A 15,639-nucleotide genomic window follows, 5' to 3' on the forward strand; every position below is an offset into this window, starting at 1 on the left:
TGCAAGACGGTTTGCCGCGGCATGGCGCATTGCGCTCCTATCAGTCGACCTGCGCGCCCGACTGCTTCACCGCCTCGCCCCACTTCTTCACTTCACCGGCAATGAACGCGCCGGTCGCCTCAGGCGTCTGCGGCATCGGCTCCGCGCCGCGGTCGCGGAAGAACTTCTGCATGTCCGGCGCGTTCAGCACCTGGCCGATCTGCTTGCTCAGGTAGTTCGTCACCTCGGCCGGCGTATCGCGCGGCGCCAGCACCGCCGCCCAGCCGATCGCCTCGAAACCCGGATAACCCGATTCCGCCACGGTAGGCACGTCCGGCAGCTGCGGCAGGCGCTTGGCCGTCGTCACTGCCAGCGCCACCGCCTTCTTGTTCTGCACGTGCGGCAGGCCCGCCGTCACCGAATCCACCATCAACGGCACCTGATGCCCCAGGAAATCCGCCTGCGCCGGGCCGCTGCCCTTGTACGGGATATGGCGGATGTCGATGTTCGCCGCCGCCTTGAACATCTCGGCCGACAAATGCTGCGTGCCGCCGATGCCCGCGCTGGCATAGGCCAGCTCGCCCGGCTTGGCGCGCGCCTGCGTTACCAGCTGCTTGAGCGACGTGATGCCCGAAGCCGGCGTCGCCAGGAACATCAGCGGCACCGAGAACACCCCCGACACCGGCGCGAAGTCCTTGGTCAGGCTGTAATTGATGGTCTTGTACAGCGTCTGGTTCACCGCTGCGGCGCTGCCCGCGATCACCAGCGTGTAGCCGTCCGGCGTCGCGCGCGCCGCCTGCTCCATCCCGATATTGCTGCCCGCGCCAGCGCGGTTCTCCACCACGATGGGCTGCTTGACGGCCGCGCCCAGCTTTTCGGCCAGCGCGCGCGCAAAGATATCGGTCGCCTGCCCGGGCGGGAACGGCACGATCAGGCGGATGGGGCGCTCGGGATAATCGGCATGCGCGGTGGCCGCGGCCGTCGCCAGCGCCAGGCCGGCGGCAAGACTGGAAAGAATACGTTTCATGATTGGTCAGTAAAAAGCGACAAAGGGCTGCGCGCGGGGTCGCGCCTGTTGCATAAAATAGAGCGCCCGCGTTGTCAGCCCTTTTGAGGCGGCCCGGGGCGGATCGGCTGGGGGTGCGTCACAATAGCATCCCCCCGTCGGTGCTAAATTCGCCTATTGGCATCGTCCAATTACTTTCTCACCCCCTGTTCTCTCATTCCGCAGGAACCGCCATGGAATTCAGCCAGTTCAAGACCAACGCCCTCATGGAGATCACCTCCCGCCCGGACCTCGTGTTCGTGCGCGGCCAGGGATCCTGGCTGGAGGATCACGCGGGCAAGCGATACCTGGACTTCGTCCAGGGCTGGGCCGTCAACACCCTGGGCCACTGCGCCCCGGAAATGCAGAAGGCCCTGCTGGACCAGTCCAAGCTGCTGATGAACCCCTCGCCGGCGTTCTACAACCTGCCCTCCATCGAACTGGCCGAGCGCCTCACCGGCGCCTCGGTCTTCGACCGCGTCTTCTTCGCCAACAGCGGCGGCGAAGCCAACGAAGGCGCCATCAAGCTGGCGCGCAAATGGGGCCAGGTCAATAAGAAAGGCGCCTACAAGATCATCACCATGAACCACGGCTTCCACGGCCGCACGCTGGCCACCATGTCCGCGTCCGGCAAGCCGGGCTGGGACAAGATGTTCGCCCCGCAGGTCGAAGGCTTCCCCAAGGCCGAAATCAACGACCTGGAATCCGTGCGCAAGCTGATCGACGACCAGACCGTCGCCATCATGCTCGAACCCGTGCAAGGCGAAGCCGGCGTCATCCCCGCCACCAAGGAATTCATGCAAGGCCTGCGCAAGCTGGCCGACGAGCACAAGCTGCTGTTCATCGTTGATGAAGTGCAGACCGGCATGGGCCGTACGGGCACCATGTTCGCTTACCAGCAATCGGATGTCGTGCCGGACATCATGACGCTGGCCAAGGGCATCGGCGGCGGCGTGCCGCTGGCTGCGCTGCTGGCTCGTCAGGAAGTGTGCGTGTTCTCGCACGGCGACCAGGGTGGTACGTACAACGGCAACCCGCTGATGGCTGCTGTTGGCGTTGCCGTGTTTGACGCGCTGGCTGCGCCGGGCTTCATGGAGTCGGTCAACGCTCGCGCCAAGCAGCTGTCCGAAGGCCTGCTGGCTCTGTCGGCCAAGTGGGGCATGAAGGGTGAGCGTGGGATGGGTCTGCTGCGTGCGCTGGTGATGGATCGTGATGATGGTCCTGCCATTGTTGAGGCTGCGCGTAATCTGGCGCCTAATGGCTTGCTGCTGAATGCGCCGCGTGGGAATCTGCTGCGCTTCATGCCGGCTTTGAATGTGACGGCGGAAGAGATCGATACGATGCTGACGCAGTTGGATGGGTTGATTGCGCAGGTGCGTAAGGCGTAATCGAAGCGATACGTTAAGCAGTGACGATGAGGGCCGCGATTAGCGGCCCTTTTCTTTGGTATGTCCATAAGCGCAAGGCATGGACTATCATCAACCGGCATTCATGTGTGTGCATCGCAGTATCGACCCATTGTTGAACTAGCCAGATATTGGAGGTTTCCATGAGCGGTTACTACGAGTTGAAGCGCAGCGGCGATCAGTACATGTTCAATCTGAAAGCCGGGAATCATGAAGTGATTTTGACGAGTGAGCGGTACACCACCAAAGCCAGCGCTCAGGATGGAATTGCGTCCGTTCGGCAGAATTCGCCGATCGATGAACGCTATCAGCGCAAGACGGCCACCAACGGTTCGCCCTATTTCTCATTGAGCGCGGCGAATGGGCAGTCCATTGGACGCAGTGAAATGTATTCGAGCGCCGCGGCTCGGGATGCCGGAATTGCGTCTGTGAAGACCAATGGGCCAAGCACGGTAGTGAAAGACAATACCTGAGTGGCTTGGGTGTAAGCCCTGATTCGCATCCATCGGTGTCGGGACTAGGGAGCCGCAATGTTTGCGGCTCTTGTTCCGCCAGTTTGCATCAGTGCGGCCGCCCGGCCTCGACCCATTGTTGGACCAGGTCCATCGACAAGCGATAGCGAGCGCAGTTGTACACGTCCAGTATGCGCAGTTCTTGCGCCAGTATCGGGCGGAATAATTGAACATCGTCTTCAGATAGGCCCAGCGCCGCTGTTGCGGTGTCGGCGGTTTGCTGCGCACGCAGCACCCGGGCAATCGCTTCGTTCAGTTTTTCCCGGAATCGGAATCGCACGGGATCCGGCACGCCCGCAGCGTTCAGTTGCACGGCGTACTTGCGGATCGAGCGCCGATAGGCCCAGGCAAACAGCTCTGTCGCCAGCGTCACGTCGCCGTATTCATAGACCCCCAACATGGCGTAGACGTAGTCCTGCACCTCTACGTCCAGGAAGGACAGCGGCGCGCAGTTGTAAAGCATCAGCGGAATGTTGGCCGCCAGGCGGCTGGTCCGCTTGTTGCCGTCTTCGAAAGGCTGAAGATAGGCCAGGTTCACCCAAAGAAAGAATGCCGCTTCCACCGGGTTCTTGATAAGCCGAGCTTTCTCCACAATCTGGTCGAACATTTCCTGCAGCAACAAGGGCGCCTGGAGCGGCACGTAAGTCGTGTCCCCGATGTTGACCACGATCTGGCGGATGCGGCCCAGGCCGTCGGTATTGGCCAATAGTTCCTCCAGCAGGATCGCGTGAAGGTTGCCGATCACGGCGGACGTCAGGCCATGTGCGGGCACCGCATCGACCAGGAACTCGATGGCCCTCTTATGGTTGAGCAGCATCACTGCATCCAGATCTTCCCCGGCCATTCCGTGCTTGAAGAGTTCCTGCGTGGCCAACAAGGAATACCGGTTGCCTTCCAGTCGAGAGGATGACCAGGACAGGTCGAGCAGCAGCGGCTCCAGTACGCGACGCGCGTAAGTCCCGGCTGGCGACTGACCTGGCATGCGGCCTTCGTCGGCCAAGTTTTGAGCTAACGAAGGCGGCAACAGGGAGCTCTGGTTTGGGACGTAGCTATCCACGAAGGCGCGTTCGTATCCCACGGGCGTCCGGGCGGATAACGGCTGCCGAAGCCGGGCCAGCAGGGCTTGACCACGCTCAGACCAGATCATCCCGGTGGCCTCGGACGCCGGCTCCGCCAGCCGCGTGGCAATGGTCGTTGAGAGCGTCGATGCGGGTGTTTCGTCCGCTATCCGGTAACGGGTTGCCCGGCCCTGCCCCTCGCGCAGTATCGCGCCGGCTTTGCGCAGGTTTTCCAATTGGCGCTTCACCGTGGACCAACTGACGCCGGTTCGGTAGGCCAGTTCGCTGGAACTTACCCAGGGGAGATTCTCGCGCTGCTGAGCGCGCAGAAACTGAAGGATGTCTTCGCGGATGGTCATGGCAAGAGCCGAAGGTGTTGAATCAGCTCAATTTAGCAGTAATCAGCTCAAGAAATGAGCTGATTTGGTCTGGTTTTGAGCTGATTCCCAATCCGTCCGCCCGAGGAAATCGATTGCCACGATTTTGTCACTCACACATCAACGCCCAAACGAGTACTTTGCCGCCAACAGAGATGATCGCCACATTCCGACGTGGTTGTTATCCGAGGTGAGGCTGGTCCGATACGCCACCACGGCGTCCCAACGGCTGTAGCCGGGGCGGAGCACGTTGTATGCGGGCAAGCGAGTGCTATGCGCGTATGGCTCCGCCGATGCGCGAAGCATTCAGCGAGCCGGCGGAAAATTGTAGTCTGACACTGAGGTTTCCCCACGAATTCACCGGCATCCTCCGATGGATTCGGCGGTGTCGTGAGGTGCTTGCAATAGCCCAAGCATTGACGGTTGAGTTAAAGCCAGAGCCCTCTCGGTATAGATCATGGCACCTAGCGTAAGCAACGAGATGGTCGGCCGGTCTTTGCGGTTGTTGGATTCATAGGCCGGCCTTAGTTGCCGGCTCTCAGCCAGCTTGCCGACCAGCCACAGCATGAACGTGGCCAACGGGTGGATCAACAACAGGATCTGCAGACGCGCAGCGCCTGCGCTTTGACTGTCCTCGAAGGAGAACCCGAACTGATGGGATTTCAAACTTCGGAAGGTGCATTCAATGCTCATGCGCTTGCGGTAGACCTCGACGATCTCGCGCGCATCCGTGTCGACCAACCCCGGCGAGGCGCACAGCAACCAGGGTTCGCTTTCTCGCCTGGCGCAGACCTCGCTGTGGCTGCTGCGTTTGCGTTGTTTGAACTGAGTCAGGGCCTGGCGCTGTTGAGGCGGCTTTCGATACAGCACAAGCCTAGTTTGCACCGGGCAGGAACGTACCATTTGCTGTTCGCCCAGATCCTTGGGACGCGAGTTGGCGTACGCATAATCAGTTGTGCAGCGCCGCCATGGCCCATCGCCCGACCGAAGAAACGTGCGGCCGCGGATGCGTCCTACCCAGTACCAGCCCAGTTGATTCAGATAGGTAAACCACGGACCGCGGAACCCCGCGTCGGTCACCACAATCGGCCGCAGGCCTTCGGGCAATATCGATTTGAGCTTGGTCAGAAATGTCTGCTCAACGCCCGGCGAGTTCTGGTCGCGCAAGGGATGAACACTCTCGTAAATGGGCACCGCAGCACCGCGTATCCATAGGGTTGCGCGCAAGACCAACCAACTCCGATCCGCCTTCAAATCGGACCAATCCACCAAGATAACGGGGCGCTTGGACCCCGCCATGAACTGCCGGCACAGGAGTTGATAGAACATGGGCCGCTCGTTATGCAGATGACGGTTGCCCAGCAGCCGGTCCACACGTTTGATGCGATGCCTGATTGCCTGCCCCACGGGCAAGCCCCGCGCCAGTCCACTGAGCGTCAGCCGTCGTGTTGTCATTGCACTTCGCACCGTGCATATCAAGGCTTTGAGCCGGTTCACATGTAGGCTGGGGATCGAATCCTGGAGCAGTTTCTGCAATACTCCGACTGCGTGCATGGCCTGTCTTCCTTCAAACGGTTTGGTCGCCTGATGAAGGGTATAAGACGGGCGCCATGCACGCCCTGATCACCTGCAAGCTAAAAGCTTGCCCCGTCCTGCGCGACAAGCTATTGATTCAGAATGAGTTTCCCTGGGAATTCGTGGGGAAACCTCAGAGTCTGACACCATTATTAATTGGATATTCTTGTGGCGGTCGCCGATCTCCTCGGCGACGTGATCGTCTATTGCCGTTCTGAAGCGCTAAAGTATGGCATTCCGCTTGAAGAGGTTTTGGCGATTATTATGGATAGCAATGAGAACAGGCTCGGCGCAGATGGTAAGCCGATCTATGATGAGAACGGTAAGTTTCTGAAGGGATCGAATTACTGGAAGCCCGAACCTAAGATCAAGGAACTCCTGCAAACTGAAATGGCTCAAGCGGTTACGGCGGGACCCGAGGCCGCCGACATGTTATCGCGCTCAATCATTACCGTGAATCGGTGCCATACGTCGACACCGGACGACCGCTTTTTCTTTCGACGCGGGTGATCAAACAGTAAGCCTACCTGCTCGGGATAGACACTTGCAAAAATCGCAGCCGCGATACCGCAGGGCTTCGGACCGATAGGCGCAACGAACATCCGTTTGTCGAGACCGAGTGTGTCCCGAGTGCGTTCGAGGCATTCGAACGCCGCCTCGGGGTCATTGGCTGAACAGTAGTCGGGCTGAAGCTTGTGTCCCTCCAACGCTGCGAGGTGCGGAATAATGGCATCGAGCTCCCAGCCAGGGCGAAAGGCAGGGATTCCGAATACTACCTTTACGTCCTTGGACGCAATCATCTGATATTCCTCGAGCGCACGGTCTAGTCGCTCAGGCTCGAAGCCGAGAAAGAAGACACCAGCCTCCACCTCCTCGCTTGCAAGGTCTACGATAGCATTCGGAATAGCTACATAGCCGCGGGTCGGTTCTGATAGCGCGAACAGGTCCGCGCCCTTGCCCTCACGCGTGTACTCAGCCGGCTCTACGTAGATGATATTGATCGATGTGGCGCCGGTCGCAAGCAGCGCGTTCGTAGCGCAGAAGAGTTCGGCGAAACCAAGTGTGGTCGCTTCCAGTACGACATTGCGCCAGTCATATTCCGCCAGCAGCTCCACAGCCAAATCGCCGGATTCCTTCCGTGTGCCGACAGTCAAAGACATGTCGTCCACATCGAAGTGGAGAGGAATCCGGGCATCTTCCCGGGCGCTCTTGCATGCCGATACCCCTCTATCATCGAGCTCTTCACCGTGCAGCAGAATCATGTTCTGTGGCAGCCGAAGGTCCGCAGCACTGTTTCCTTTTTCCGAGAAAAATTTTACTCTCATGACAATTGGAGGCCCAGTTGCTGCACGTCGGTATCCGACAGTTGCCGTGCAAGCCCACGCGCCAATGCTTTGTATTCGTTCTCGTTTCCTAAGACGAGAATGTGGAACTGTTCCACCGACAGTTCAATTTTGCGTTTGCGCCTATAGCTGATTTGAAAATAAGGCGAGTAAATTGGGTTGAGCTGGTAGTCGACGATATCCTGGCCAACGCCCGATTTCGATTTGGTTTCCAACTGCTCTACCAAGATGCCATAGCGCAAAGCCTCCGCGATGAAAGCCAACTCTTCTTCATCGAGGGCGCGTCCGCCAGAATTTATCGTGAACTGATTCTGTTCGGGCTCGCTCATGGTTAGGCTAGCCTGCATAGCGCGGAAGATATTGCCCAGCCTCAATACGAACATTCGCAGCGGCTCTCCAAACCGTCCAAAGGTTCGAATTTCTTTGATCAACTGCTCTGAAGCGTCGTAGGCCGCGCGGCATTGGATTTCTACCGCGTAAGGCGGATCGGGCTCGTCTCGCAATTCCGCAACCTCGAGGGTCTTGTAGCAGAGAATCAGGAAGTTTCGAAGGTTGTTGTTGGACATCGTGCATAGGGTTTCGAAGCCGCTGTACAGTGGACACTCCCGCCCGAAAGGCCGATACAACTCTAGCAGAGCTCCGAACAAGTTGTTGTGCACCCAACTCGTGTTGAACTGGCCTTTCTGATGGACAGCAAAACCCTTGAGCTCGGCTAAGACCTTGGCGGGCTGAAGTGTCTCCCGGTTCAAGAGCGCCGGCAATGCCACAATGGCTTCTGCCGGGGCTCCTTCAAACAGAAAATCATCAACAGTCAGCGCGCTTTTGCGGTCTTTCAGCGCCTTGCTTATTCGCTCGTGAATGCTCTTGCGCAACGGGGCCTGCTGCAAGGCTTGAACTGCGATCTCTTTGTCCGTCATGTGTGGAAAACGCTGACGCATTTCCGCGAGCACAGCCTTTTGATACGCTTGAGTCTGGCGCTCCGCCAGCTGCGCAGGTGACCTGACGATTCCCAGGCGCTCACTGTCCGGATGGCCAGCGGCAATGTCTACGTTGCCGAGGAAGACCTCGGCAAAAAAAGGCATTGCCGCTCCGCTCAGAGTGAGGAGGTAATCTAAATCTATCAATCGATAGTCGTGAGTCGCGCTGATTGATTCGGCTCCCGTCGTATCGTTGTTCGAAGGGTGTTCCTTCGAAGTGAAACTTACAACCAAGGGGCGCTGGCTGTGTTTCAAGAATGAATTTAGTACGTGACGCTGGTAGGGCACCAAATTTTCGACTTCATCGACGTACACGAATACTGCAAGTGTCGAAAGCGCTTCGTTGGTCTGCAAGTCGGCGATTAAAGACTGAATGAACTCACGCCCAGGCGGCAGCGTCGGGCAGCTCATAGTTGTCACGTTGGATACCCATGTCGTGAACCTGCGACGCAGCGACTCGAGGAATTTGGCAAGCTCGCGAACGCCGGTGGGTGCCTCTACCAGATAGTCCGAAGCGCTAAGTAATTTCAGGGCAGCAAGATCCTCATACGTGAATCCCGGAAAGGCGCTTTCGGCAATGGTTTCGATGGAATGCAGCAACTCGGTAGCGATTACCAAGCCGAAATAGCTTTCGAATACCACACTCCATTCATTGTCCTCGATACCTCGGGACCTAAGTGAACTGCAGAACTGTGTGTCGACTCGCCAGTAGATGCCCACATGGTTAATTGCATCAGGCGGAATCTCTGTGCGACGCTTGGAAAACGCGGTGTGATAATCGAAGTACTTCAACAGCATGGTCTTGCCGCACCCGCGCTTTCCGGTAATGTAGACCGAGCGTGTGGCTGACGTGAGCGCCAGCCGATCAAAGTAGGGAGGAATAAAGAACTCGCCCCACACATCAGCGCTGAGTTCCTCTGCGCGAGTGCGCGCAAGCATGGAAGCATCAATATGCATAGTTAAGCCTATCGTTCTATCAGAGGTTTCCAAGCTGCTGAAACGCCCCAGAGCAATTGAATTGAGTCATCTGGGACACCATGACTAAATGCGACTAATGCTCCGATGTCTCCGTAGCCATTGCCTCCGTCGCCTTCATCAAATGGTTGCGCCCGCTCATGAATCTCAGCGTAGACTTGAAGTGGAGTCTTGTCGTATTGCCACTGCCCTGTTTCGATCCATTTTTGGGAAAGAGCAGTAAAGCAGGTCTCTGGTGTCAGTAGCTCACCACGGAACAATTTCACCTGGGGAAACTGGTCTTGCAAGTAAGTACAAGCATCTTGGTGGGCGATACCGACGGCGATGGCGACGCGGCCGCTGGAATAGTTCACGTCCCAACTCCGAAGGAAGGTCGCGAGTTGCGTGCCGGTGTAGGTGCCGTCGTCGACGACGATGAACCGCTCCTTATCGCTTAGCACGTTGACGCCCGATGGAAACTGCTTCTTGATACCGTAGCGCTGGTTGACCGCCCGTGCGATCAGGTCACCGCTTTTGCCGGGTTGGCCCATGCCGTACTGGACGAGCGACGGCGGGCCACACAAGAAATCGAGGCCTGCGGCTCCTCTCAACGCATCCGTCCAGGCTACCTCCTCCCGCTTGCCAATTTCGTCGAGGAAGTGAAGCGCAGCCTGCTTCAACGCCTGTCGCATGGATGACTGAAGTTGTTCGTTCGTACGGTAGATCAGGTTGCGTAGAATCAACCAAGCTAAAGTCTTTTCTTGGTCTCCAGTAAACTGCTTGACCCAAACCTTGATGCGCTCAACGGACAGGGGATTGCGCACATTCGAACGGCTAAGCGCATGGACTGCTCGTTCTACGCCAAGTTGATCGAAACCTCCGTATTGGGGAATTTGCGACATCGTCTGGTTCGTTTAGAATTGAATTTCGGAGAGATTAGCTTTCGACAAAAAGCGGGCAGCAACGCCGTGGGCGGATGTTGCTCGAGCATGCTGGCCAGCTTTGCTTTCAAAGAAGCGATAGAGCCTTTCTCGATACTTGTCGCTAGTGCGCAGCGCAAAAATGCAATCACTAATGACGCATGGCCCGTGCACCACGAGTGCGAGTCGGTTCTCGAGTCCCCGCCCAATCCGCGCCAGCAAGATGTCGCCCGGTTGCGCAAGGCGCGCAACGCGCTGAGCGATCTTGGCGGCGCGCTCACTTAGGGCGAAGTGCTTTGGGACGATGCGGACGGCGAGTTCGCCAGTCGGCGCCGAAAAATCGCCGAGGTGGAACACAGGAGCAGCGAAATTCGCGATTTCTGACGAACAAATCGTCCCACGGACGATCTCCTTTACCACTGTGCCTACGGAGATCAGTTGGTCGTCTCGGATGCTGGTATGCGCGTGAAAGCTGTAGTCAAGCCGTTTAGTCGCCAAATCCTGGGGGACCTCAATGGGCTCGCTCAGGCTACCGTCATTTGCCATCTGCCGTAGCTTCACGTAGTCGGTCTCGCCAGCCAACTTAGAGAGCATAACGAGATAGGTTTGGGCTTCCGTGCCTCTGAACACACGACGCGGAAGCTGCACAACTTGCTCGACGATGTGTTGGCGCAGTAGAGCTTGGCGTACGCCACGGTAGCACTCGGCGGCAATTAGGCCGTCAGGTAAGATCAAGCCCAGCTTTCCGTTGCGGCGCAGTAGACGTAGATTTTGGGCTAAGAAGAGCAGGTCGGCGCCTGCGTCATGGATTGAGGTCAGTACACCTGAAAGACCAGCATCCTCTAGAATTTTGCCAAAGTCGGAGCGCCATCGGGGCCGGATGTAGGGAGGGTTGCAGACGGCCACATCCACTGTGCCCATGCGCAACCCGATCTTCTCAGAGAGAGTAGCATCAAGCGCGTCATGAACGAAGTGGCTGTGCCTTAGCCTGGACCCAAACCGTTTCACATCTAGTTGGTCTGGCGCTTGCCGATCAACGTCTACCGTGACAAGTCGGGCATTCTGCCATCGGGCTGCGGCAGCAGAACATAGGGATCCCGAACCGGAACCGAGTTCGACCACTAGCCTCGGCTTATGCGCGTCAATATGCTCAATCAACGAGCGGCTCACGTCCGACGATGTGTAGTATCGCCCCCATGGGTCAGAGTGCTGCCCAGGTCGGGTTAAGTGCTGTCTAGGCTCACTTGCTAACACCATCATTTTCCTCACCTGGCGCGGCGCCTCTTTTTGAAGCGGCCTGGACCTATTTTGAGTTGCGCCGCACATGGAGTGTATCTCAGGCGGAACCTGCGAACGCACCGCAAAGTGCGGTCCCAGGCCAGCTATATGCAATGCCGACGACTGCTTTGCGGGCACCGTTTTCTGAGACGAGAGATCGCTCAGGGCATCCCCCGTGGCGAGGTCAAGTAGTCAAATAATGGCGCCAGACTACAATTTTGTCGGCTATATGCAGCGAAATTGTAGTCTGGCGCCATTATTTGCTAAAAATTGCGAAATTAACGAACTTAAAAAAAGCAATTGCCGGATCTTGCTGTTGGCTATTCTAAGAAAATTGAAACCCTCAATTCCGGGGGCTTTCATCATTTTTGGTCTTTATAATTTTCATGCCATAGCCGGCGGTTTTGGCGGGAAGTAAGGTTGAAACTCTTAATCGAACGTGTCAAGTGCAATTAAATAAGTGGATTGCGGTTTCAGGATGAAATTTCACAACAATTGCTCGACGAAATTGCAGTCTAAAACCTTTATTTGCAGCGGGCCGCGCAAAATTGTAGTCTGGCACCATAATTCGATTTGACTGATCGCCAAGAGCTTCCAGGCTAGATCATCAAACCGGTGCGACCAGACTGCCATCAACCCTAATCGAACTTACATGATGTGCGAGCACGATCTCACCAAGCGCGTTCGTCGCGTTATAGACGACTCCGATAATATGCCACGAGAAAATTCCGCTCTCCGATTCGTTCAGGAGGAACATTGGCCCACCACTGACTCCGCCTAAGTCGTAGTCCTCAGCAGGAATGCCATGCCCCAGAGTGTCGATCCAGTTCTCTCGCTCGAAGGCGCAACCGAAATGACGTTGGCTCGAAGACGAGACTGGTGTCAGTGCGACGTAGAATCCTTGACTAATCGTGTCTTCCGCGATCTGTCTGCGTTCGACGCCAGGAAATCCGCCAAAAAATACGGCATCGTGTTCAGCAGCATTTCTTGGCGGCCACTGAGCCGGGCCAACACAAATTTGCTTTTCGAGCGCTGCGATCTCATCAGGCTCGATCCTAAACGTCGCGATGTCAAGCACCCTCTGTCCGAGCGTGCAGATTAGCCGTTCCTCAAGACGAAACTCCAGCATGCCAAGCTGACAGTGCAGGGCTGGATGTTGTTCTCGCGCTTCAAGATACCCCTCGTAAACGTGCGCGGCGGTAACGAGAAAAGGGCCTTGGCCGCAGTCAAGAATAAACGCTGTACCGTTTGAAAGTATCTTCCACTCGCCCCTCTCTTCGATGCCCCATGCCAACGGTATTGCATAATTCCGCACGTTATGGAGGAGTTCCTTGCCAAAGTCGCCTTTCAACAACGTGGTTGCTTGTTCCAGATTCATGGTGATTTGATTTGCGCGTGGAGTTGTAGGAAAACCCTATACGGTGATTATCATAGCTTTTCCAAGTAAGAAACCCGGCTCGACCGGAACTGGCATGTACAGCGCAGAGGTCGGCTTGCCGAATGACCGCTGGCGAGAATCGTGACGGTCCGTTTTGGGTCGAAAACAGACGTCTGAGCTGAGTATGAGTCATATTGGTCTGTGGCGAAATTGTCATTCACCCCCCGCAGATTGCATCAGACGTCTACCGTATACTCCTCCCACTACCGGCACCACCGGTAGCCGGTTTGGAAGCCGGTAAATTCGTCGGTGCTGACTCCCCAGTCAGCACGCCTTCGCACGCCCCAATGGGCGGGCCTTGGCAAGGGTGCGCTAGCCGCACGCCGGTTCCGACGATCCGGTCTTCCAACCTTGTCCTGTGCCCGCCCGCCTCATTTGGAAGTGGGGTAGCGGGATTTCCCATATCGTCGGAGGAAGTCCATGCAATCCCACCCCCTTACCCAAAACCCCTGGTCTGTCGAATCCGACCCCGAACTCGGCCCAGTCCCCCTCTCCCATCTTCACCACATCGACCGAGCCCGCCACGCCATCGAGGCTATCGCCCGCATGGTCGGCAACAGCGCCTCCGAACTCGACGCAACTGGCGGACAGCCGTTGGACGCCTGGACGGTGGCGGCGTTGATGGGTGGAGTGGAAGGCTTGTGCGATCACCTGGGCACCTTGACCGATGCCATGCTGGCGCAGGCGCGCTTTTGCGAGGTGGATGCAGATCTCGGCGGCATCACGCACGGCACACCGTCGTCGATCCAGTAGCCAAACTAGGCAACCAGAGGCGCGGCGCTCGCGCGCCCGCCTTATTCAGCAATCGACCGAATCACCTTGGCCGGATTCCCGCCCACCAGCGTATTCGCAGGCACATCCTTGGTAACCACCGAACCCGCCGCGACCACCGAGTTCTCCCCCACAGTCACGCCACCAATAACGGTCGCACTCGCCGCGATCCAGACATTCCTCTCGATCACGATGGGCTTCGCGGTGACAGACTCACGACGCCGCGAAGGTTCGATCGGATGGCCAGACGTAATGAGGCTGACGTTCGGCCCGATCATCACATCATCGGCAATGCTCAGCCCGCCCAAGTCATAGAAAGTGCAGTTCTGATTGACGAAGACGTTGCGCCCGACGCTGATGTCGGGACCTCCGGTCGTATAGAACGGCGGTATCAACAGAAAGCTTTCATCGACCGTCTTGCCGATCAGTTCGCTGAACAAGGCTCGGACTTCGGCGGCGTCGTTGAAGGTCAGGCGGTTGAGGGCGGCGGTGATCGTCATCGCGCGTTTGACGTTGGCCGTCATGGCCGCTGATTCTGGCGTTCTTCTGGGGATACTCAGACTGCGGTTGTCATTTGCCATTTGCGGCTTTCCTTTGGGGGGCGACGTAACGGGCGGTTTGCCGGCGCAAGAGTAACTTTCTGGAAGGATAGGAACGAAAAGCCCGCTGGCGCAAGCCGCGGGCTTTTGGTTTTGAAGGGCGGAGCTACTGCGTTGTTCTTCGCCGATTGGCCGGCGGAAAGGGGGGGGCGCGAGCCACCATTGGATAAGTTGATTTTGGTCAAGCTCTCTGGCGGTGGTCGGCCTACGCTGATTCGGTACTCCCGATCAACGCGTTGAAATCGTTGAGGGTTACGAACCATCGGAGATCCACCATGAATATGCGTCCCCTCGGCGTGCTTGCAATCGTTGCCTCGCTGGCTCCTGCCTTGGCTAGTCCCGCGCAACAGGCGGGCCAAGCCGCTCCTGCTCAGCAAGCCGCGCAGCCTGCCCCAAGCGTTGAACAATTTGACAAGACGGCCGCGGAGGTCAAGAAGAACCTGGAGGAAATGCAGGGAAAGATGGACCAGCTTCAAAAGACCACCGACCCGGCCGAACGCCAGAAACTCCTTGCTGAGCATCAAGCGTTGATGCAAAAAAACATGGGAATGATGAGCCAAATGTGGAACGGCGGCATGATGGGATGCTGTGGATCCGCTGATGGTGGGGGACGCCATAGAGGAGGCGGCATGATGGGTTGGAGCCAGATGCGGGGAAACTACTCGAACGCAAATCCCGAACGGGCCAGGGAACACCAATACATGAGGGACCAGTACATGGGTATGCAGCAAGGGATGATGGAGCAAATGCTGCAGCAGCAACTCAATAGAGGCGTACCGCAGCGTTGACGGGGATTCCTGGCCGAGTCGGTCCCGGATCCGGCGCTATGCGCGGGGGAAACCCGCGCATCAGGCCGGGGCACGGTATCCATTTCCGGTCCGGCATCTCGCGGTGCGATGTTTGATGACTATCGTCAATTCTCAATCTGGCGGCCAAGCCAGAATGAATACGAAGCCAAGTACGCCGTTTCAACCACCAGGGGATATCCATGTCTTCCGCACAATCGCCCGGCGAACATGCCGGCAGCAATCATAGCCAAGCCGTTCAGAACGCCGCCGCGCAGGAGCAAGGCATGCTGCAGCGTCTGGTCGACAGCGCGGTCCATCGATCTGAAACGATCGGGTCGAAAGCGCAGAATGCTTTGGACAACTTCCGCGAAATCGAGCAGAACGCGGCTGCCAGGCTTCAAGCGTCTGGCCAGCATGCACAGCAATTTGTCCACGAGAAGCCTTGGGTGGCTATCGCCGCCGTGGCGGTGGCGGCCTTTGCGCTCGGGACCCTGGCTCGCATACGCCGCTAGCTGCGTCAAAACACGTCAAGGGCCGCCGGAGTTCAACGGCAAGGTAGGGCCGCATTGAATTGTCCGTGACACCCATGTTCCCGTGATCCTAATCCATCAGGCCAATG

The 15,639-nt window shown here is 57.6% G+C and carries 14 protein-coding genes; 5 read left to right on the forward strand and 9 right to left on the reverse strand.

Annotated elements, in window-relative coordinates:
- Nucleotides 1-40 precede the first annotated feature (40 nt).
- Entirely contained in the window at nucleotides 41-1,006 is a 966-nt protein-coding gene (locus HWY37_RS21200) for a Bug family tripartite tricarboxylate transporter substrate binding protein (RefSeq protein ID WP_176089762.1), read from the reverse strand.
- Nucleotides 1,007-1,218: 212 nt separating this feature from the next.
- Between HWY37_RS21200 and HWY37_RS21205 the strand changes: the two genes are divergently transcribed.
- Both HWY37_RS21205 and HWY37_RS21210 read left to right on the forward strand, forming a co-directional pair.
- Nucleotides 1,219-2,412, forward strand: coding sequence for an acetylornithine transaminase (locus tag HWY37_RS21205; RefSeq protein WP_059376527.1), 1,194 nt, complete (start codon nucleotides 1,219-1,221; stop codon nucleotides 2,410-2,412).
- Nucleotides 2,413-2,573: 161 nt separating this feature from the next.
- Nucleotides 2,574-2,903, forward strand: a complete 330-nt coding sequence (locus HWY37_RS21210) for a YegP family protein (RefSeq protein ID WP_088143618.1) — start codon at nucleotides 2,574-2,576, stop codon at nucleotides 2,901-2,903.
- A gap of 88 nt (nucleotides 2,904-2,991) precedes the next feature.
- Here HWY37_RS21210 and HWY37_RS21215 read toward each other — a convergent pair whose 3' ends face one another.
- From HWY37_RS21215 to HWY37_RS21245, 7 genes are all read right to left on the reverse strand, one after another.
- On the reverse strand, nucleotides 2,992-4,359 hold the full coding sequence (locus HWY37_RS21215) for a Fic family protein (RefSeq protein WP_176089763.1): 1,368 nt from the start codon (nucleotides 4,357-4,359) through the stop codon (nucleotides 2,992-2,994).
- A gap of 375 nt (nucleotides 4,360-4,734) precedes the next feature.
- Nucleotides 4,735-5,931 carry an IS4 family transposase gene (locus HWY37_RS21220; protein ID WP_176089764.1) on the reverse strand — a complete coding sequence of 399 codons (1,197 nt, stop codon included), beginning with the start codon at nucleotides 5,929-5,931 and terminating at the stop codon, nucleotides 4,735-4,737.
- 416 nt (nucleotides 5,932-6,347) lie between these two features.
- Nucleotides 6,348-7,214: a hypothetical protein gene (locus tag HWY37_RS21225; protein ID WP_176089765.1), complete on the reverse strand. Its 867-nt coding sequence runs from the start codon at nucleotides 7,212-7,214 to the stop codon at nucleotides 6,348-6,350.
- 59 nt (nucleotides 7,215-7,273) lie between these two features.
- Nucleotides 7,274-9,229: an ORC-CDC6 family AAA ATPase gene (locus HWY37_RS21230; RefSeq protein ID WP_176089766.1), complete on the reverse strand. Its 1,956-nt coding sequence runs from the start codon at nucleotides 9,227-9,229 to the stop codon at nucleotides 7,274-7,276.
- Between the two features lie 8 nt (nucleotides 9,230-9,237).
- The gene (locus HWY37_RS21235) at nucleotides 9,238-10,128 is read right to left on the reverse strand and encodes a phosphoribosyltransferase-like protein (RefSeq protein ID WP_176089767.1); all 891 of its coding nucleotides are present in this window, start codon (nucleotides 10,126-10,128) and stop codon (nucleotides 9,238-9,240) included.
- Nucleotides 10,129-10,140: 12 nt separating this feature from the next.
- Nucleotides 10,141-11,472: an N-6 DNA methylase gene (locus HWY37_RS21240; protein WP_343061040.1), complete on the reverse strand. Its 1,332-nt coding sequence runs from the start codon at nucleotides 11,470-11,472 to the stop codon at nucleotides 10,141-10,143.
- 559 nt (nucleotides 11,473-12,031) lie between these two features.
- Complete coding sequence (locus HWY37_RS21245) at nucleotides 12,032-12,802, reverse strand: hypothetical protein (RefSeq protein ID WP_176089769.1); 771 nt, start codon at nucleotides 12,800-12,802, stop codon at nucleotides 12,032-12,034.
- A gap of 480 nt (nucleotides 12,803-13,282) precedes the next feature.
- On the opposite strand from HWY37_RS21245, the gene HWY37_RS21250 reads away from it, so the two are divergent.
- Nucleotides 13,283-13,615, forward strand: coding sequence for a hypothetical protein (locus HWY37_RS21250; RefSeq protein ID WP_176089770.1), 333 nt, complete (start codon nucleotides 13,283-13,285; stop codon nucleotides 13,613-13,615).
- A 41-nt stretch (nucleotides 13,616-13,656) separates the two neighbouring features.
- Here HWY37_RS21250 and HWY37_RS21255 read toward each other — a convergent pair whose 3' ends face one another.
- Nucleotides 13,657-14,214: a sugar O-acetyltransferase gene (locus HWY37_RS21255; RefSeq protein ID WP_176089771.1), complete on the reverse strand. Its 558-nt coding sequence runs from the start codon at nucleotides 14,212-14,214 to the stop codon at nucleotides 13,657-13,659.
- Between the two features lie 293 nt (nucleotides 14,215-14,507).
- Between HWY37_RS21255 and HWY37_RS21260 the strand changes: the two genes are divergently transcribed.
- Together HWY37_RS21260 and HWY37_RS21265 are read left to right on the forward strand one after the other, a co-directional pair.
- Nucleotides 14,508-15,020, forward strand: a complete 513-nt coding sequence (locus HWY37_RS21260; RefSeq protein WP_176089772.1) for a hypothetical protein — start codon at nucleotides 14,508-14,510, stop codon at nucleotides 15,018-15,020.
- A 200-nt stretch (nucleotides 15,021-15,220) separates the two neighbouring features.
- Nucleotides 15,221-15,532, forward strand: coding sequence for a glycine zipper domain-containing protein (locus HWY37_RS21265; RefSeq protein ID WP_175205301.1), 312 nt, complete (start codon nucleotides 15,221-15,223; stop codon nucleotides 15,530-15,532).
- Nucleotides 15,533-15,639 lie beyond the last annotated feature (107 nt).

It is taken from the genome of Achromobacter anxifer, from assembly GCF_903652925.1.
Classification (GTDB): Bacteria; Pseudomonadota; Gammaproteobacteria; order Burkholderiales; family Burkholderiaceae_B; genus Achromobacter; species Achromobacter anxifer.

Excerpts from the sequence above, each read along its gene's own strand:
- HWY37_RS21200 (WP_176089762.1), bottom strand. The coding sequence starts at position 1,006 with ATGAAACGTATTCTTTCCAGTCTTGCCGCCGGCCTGGCGCTGGCGACG.
- HWY37_RS21205 (WP_059376527.1), top strand. The coding sequence starts at position 1,219 with ATGGAATTCAGCCAGTTCAAGACCAACGCCCTCATGGAGATCACCTCC.
- HWY37_RS21210 (WP_088143618.1), top strand. The coding sequence starts at position 2,574 with ATGAGCGGTTACTACGAGTTGAAGCGCAGCGGCGATCAGTACATGTTC.
- HWY37_RS21215 (WP_176089763.1), bottom strand. The coding sequence starts at position 4,359 with ATGACCATCCGCGAAGACATCCTTCAGTTTCTGCGCGCTCAGCAGCGC.
- HWY37_RS21220 (WP_176089764.1), bottom strand. The coding sequence starts at position 5,931 with ATGCACGCAGTCGGAGTATTGCAGAAACTGCTCCAGGATTCGATCCCC.
- HWY37_RS21225 (WP_176089765.1), bottom strand. The coding sequence starts at position 7,214 with ATGATTCTGCTGCACGGTGAAGAGCTCGATGATAGAGGGGTATCGGCA.
- HWY37_RS21230 (WP_176089766.1), bottom strand. The coding sequence starts at position 9,229 with ATGCATATTGATGCTTCCATGCTTGCGCGCACTCGCGCAGAGGAACTC.
- HWY37_RS21235 (WP_176089767.1), bottom strand. The coding sequence starts at position 10,128 with ATGTCGCAAATTCCCCAATACGGAGGTTTCGATCAACTTGGCGTAGAA.
- HWY37_RS21240 (WP_343061040.1), bottom strand. The coding sequence starts at position 11,472 with ATGTGCGGCGCAACTCAAAATAGGTCCAGGCCGCTTCAAAAAGAGGCG.
- HWY37_RS21245 (WP_176089769.1), bottom strand. The coding sequence starts at position 12,802 with ATGAATCTGGAACAAGCAACCACGTTGTTGAAAGGCGACTTTGGCAAG.
- HWY37_RS21250 (WP_176089770.1), top strand. The coding sequence starts at position 13,283 with ATGCAATCCCACCCCCTTACCCAAAACCCCTGGTCTGTCGAATCCGAC.
- HWY37_RS21255 (WP_176089771.1), bottom strand. The coding sequence starts at position 14,214 with ATGGCAAATGACAACCGCAGTCTGAGTATCCCCAGAAGAACGCCAGAA.
- HWY37_RS21260 (WP_176089772.1), top strand. The coding sequence starts at position 14,508 with ATGAATATGCGTCCCCTCGGCGTGCTTGCAATCGTTGCCTCGCTGGCT.
- HWY37_RS21265 (WP_175205301.1), top strand. The coding sequence starts at position 15,221 with ATGTCTTCCGCACAATCGCCCGGCGAACATGCCGGCAGCAATCATAGC.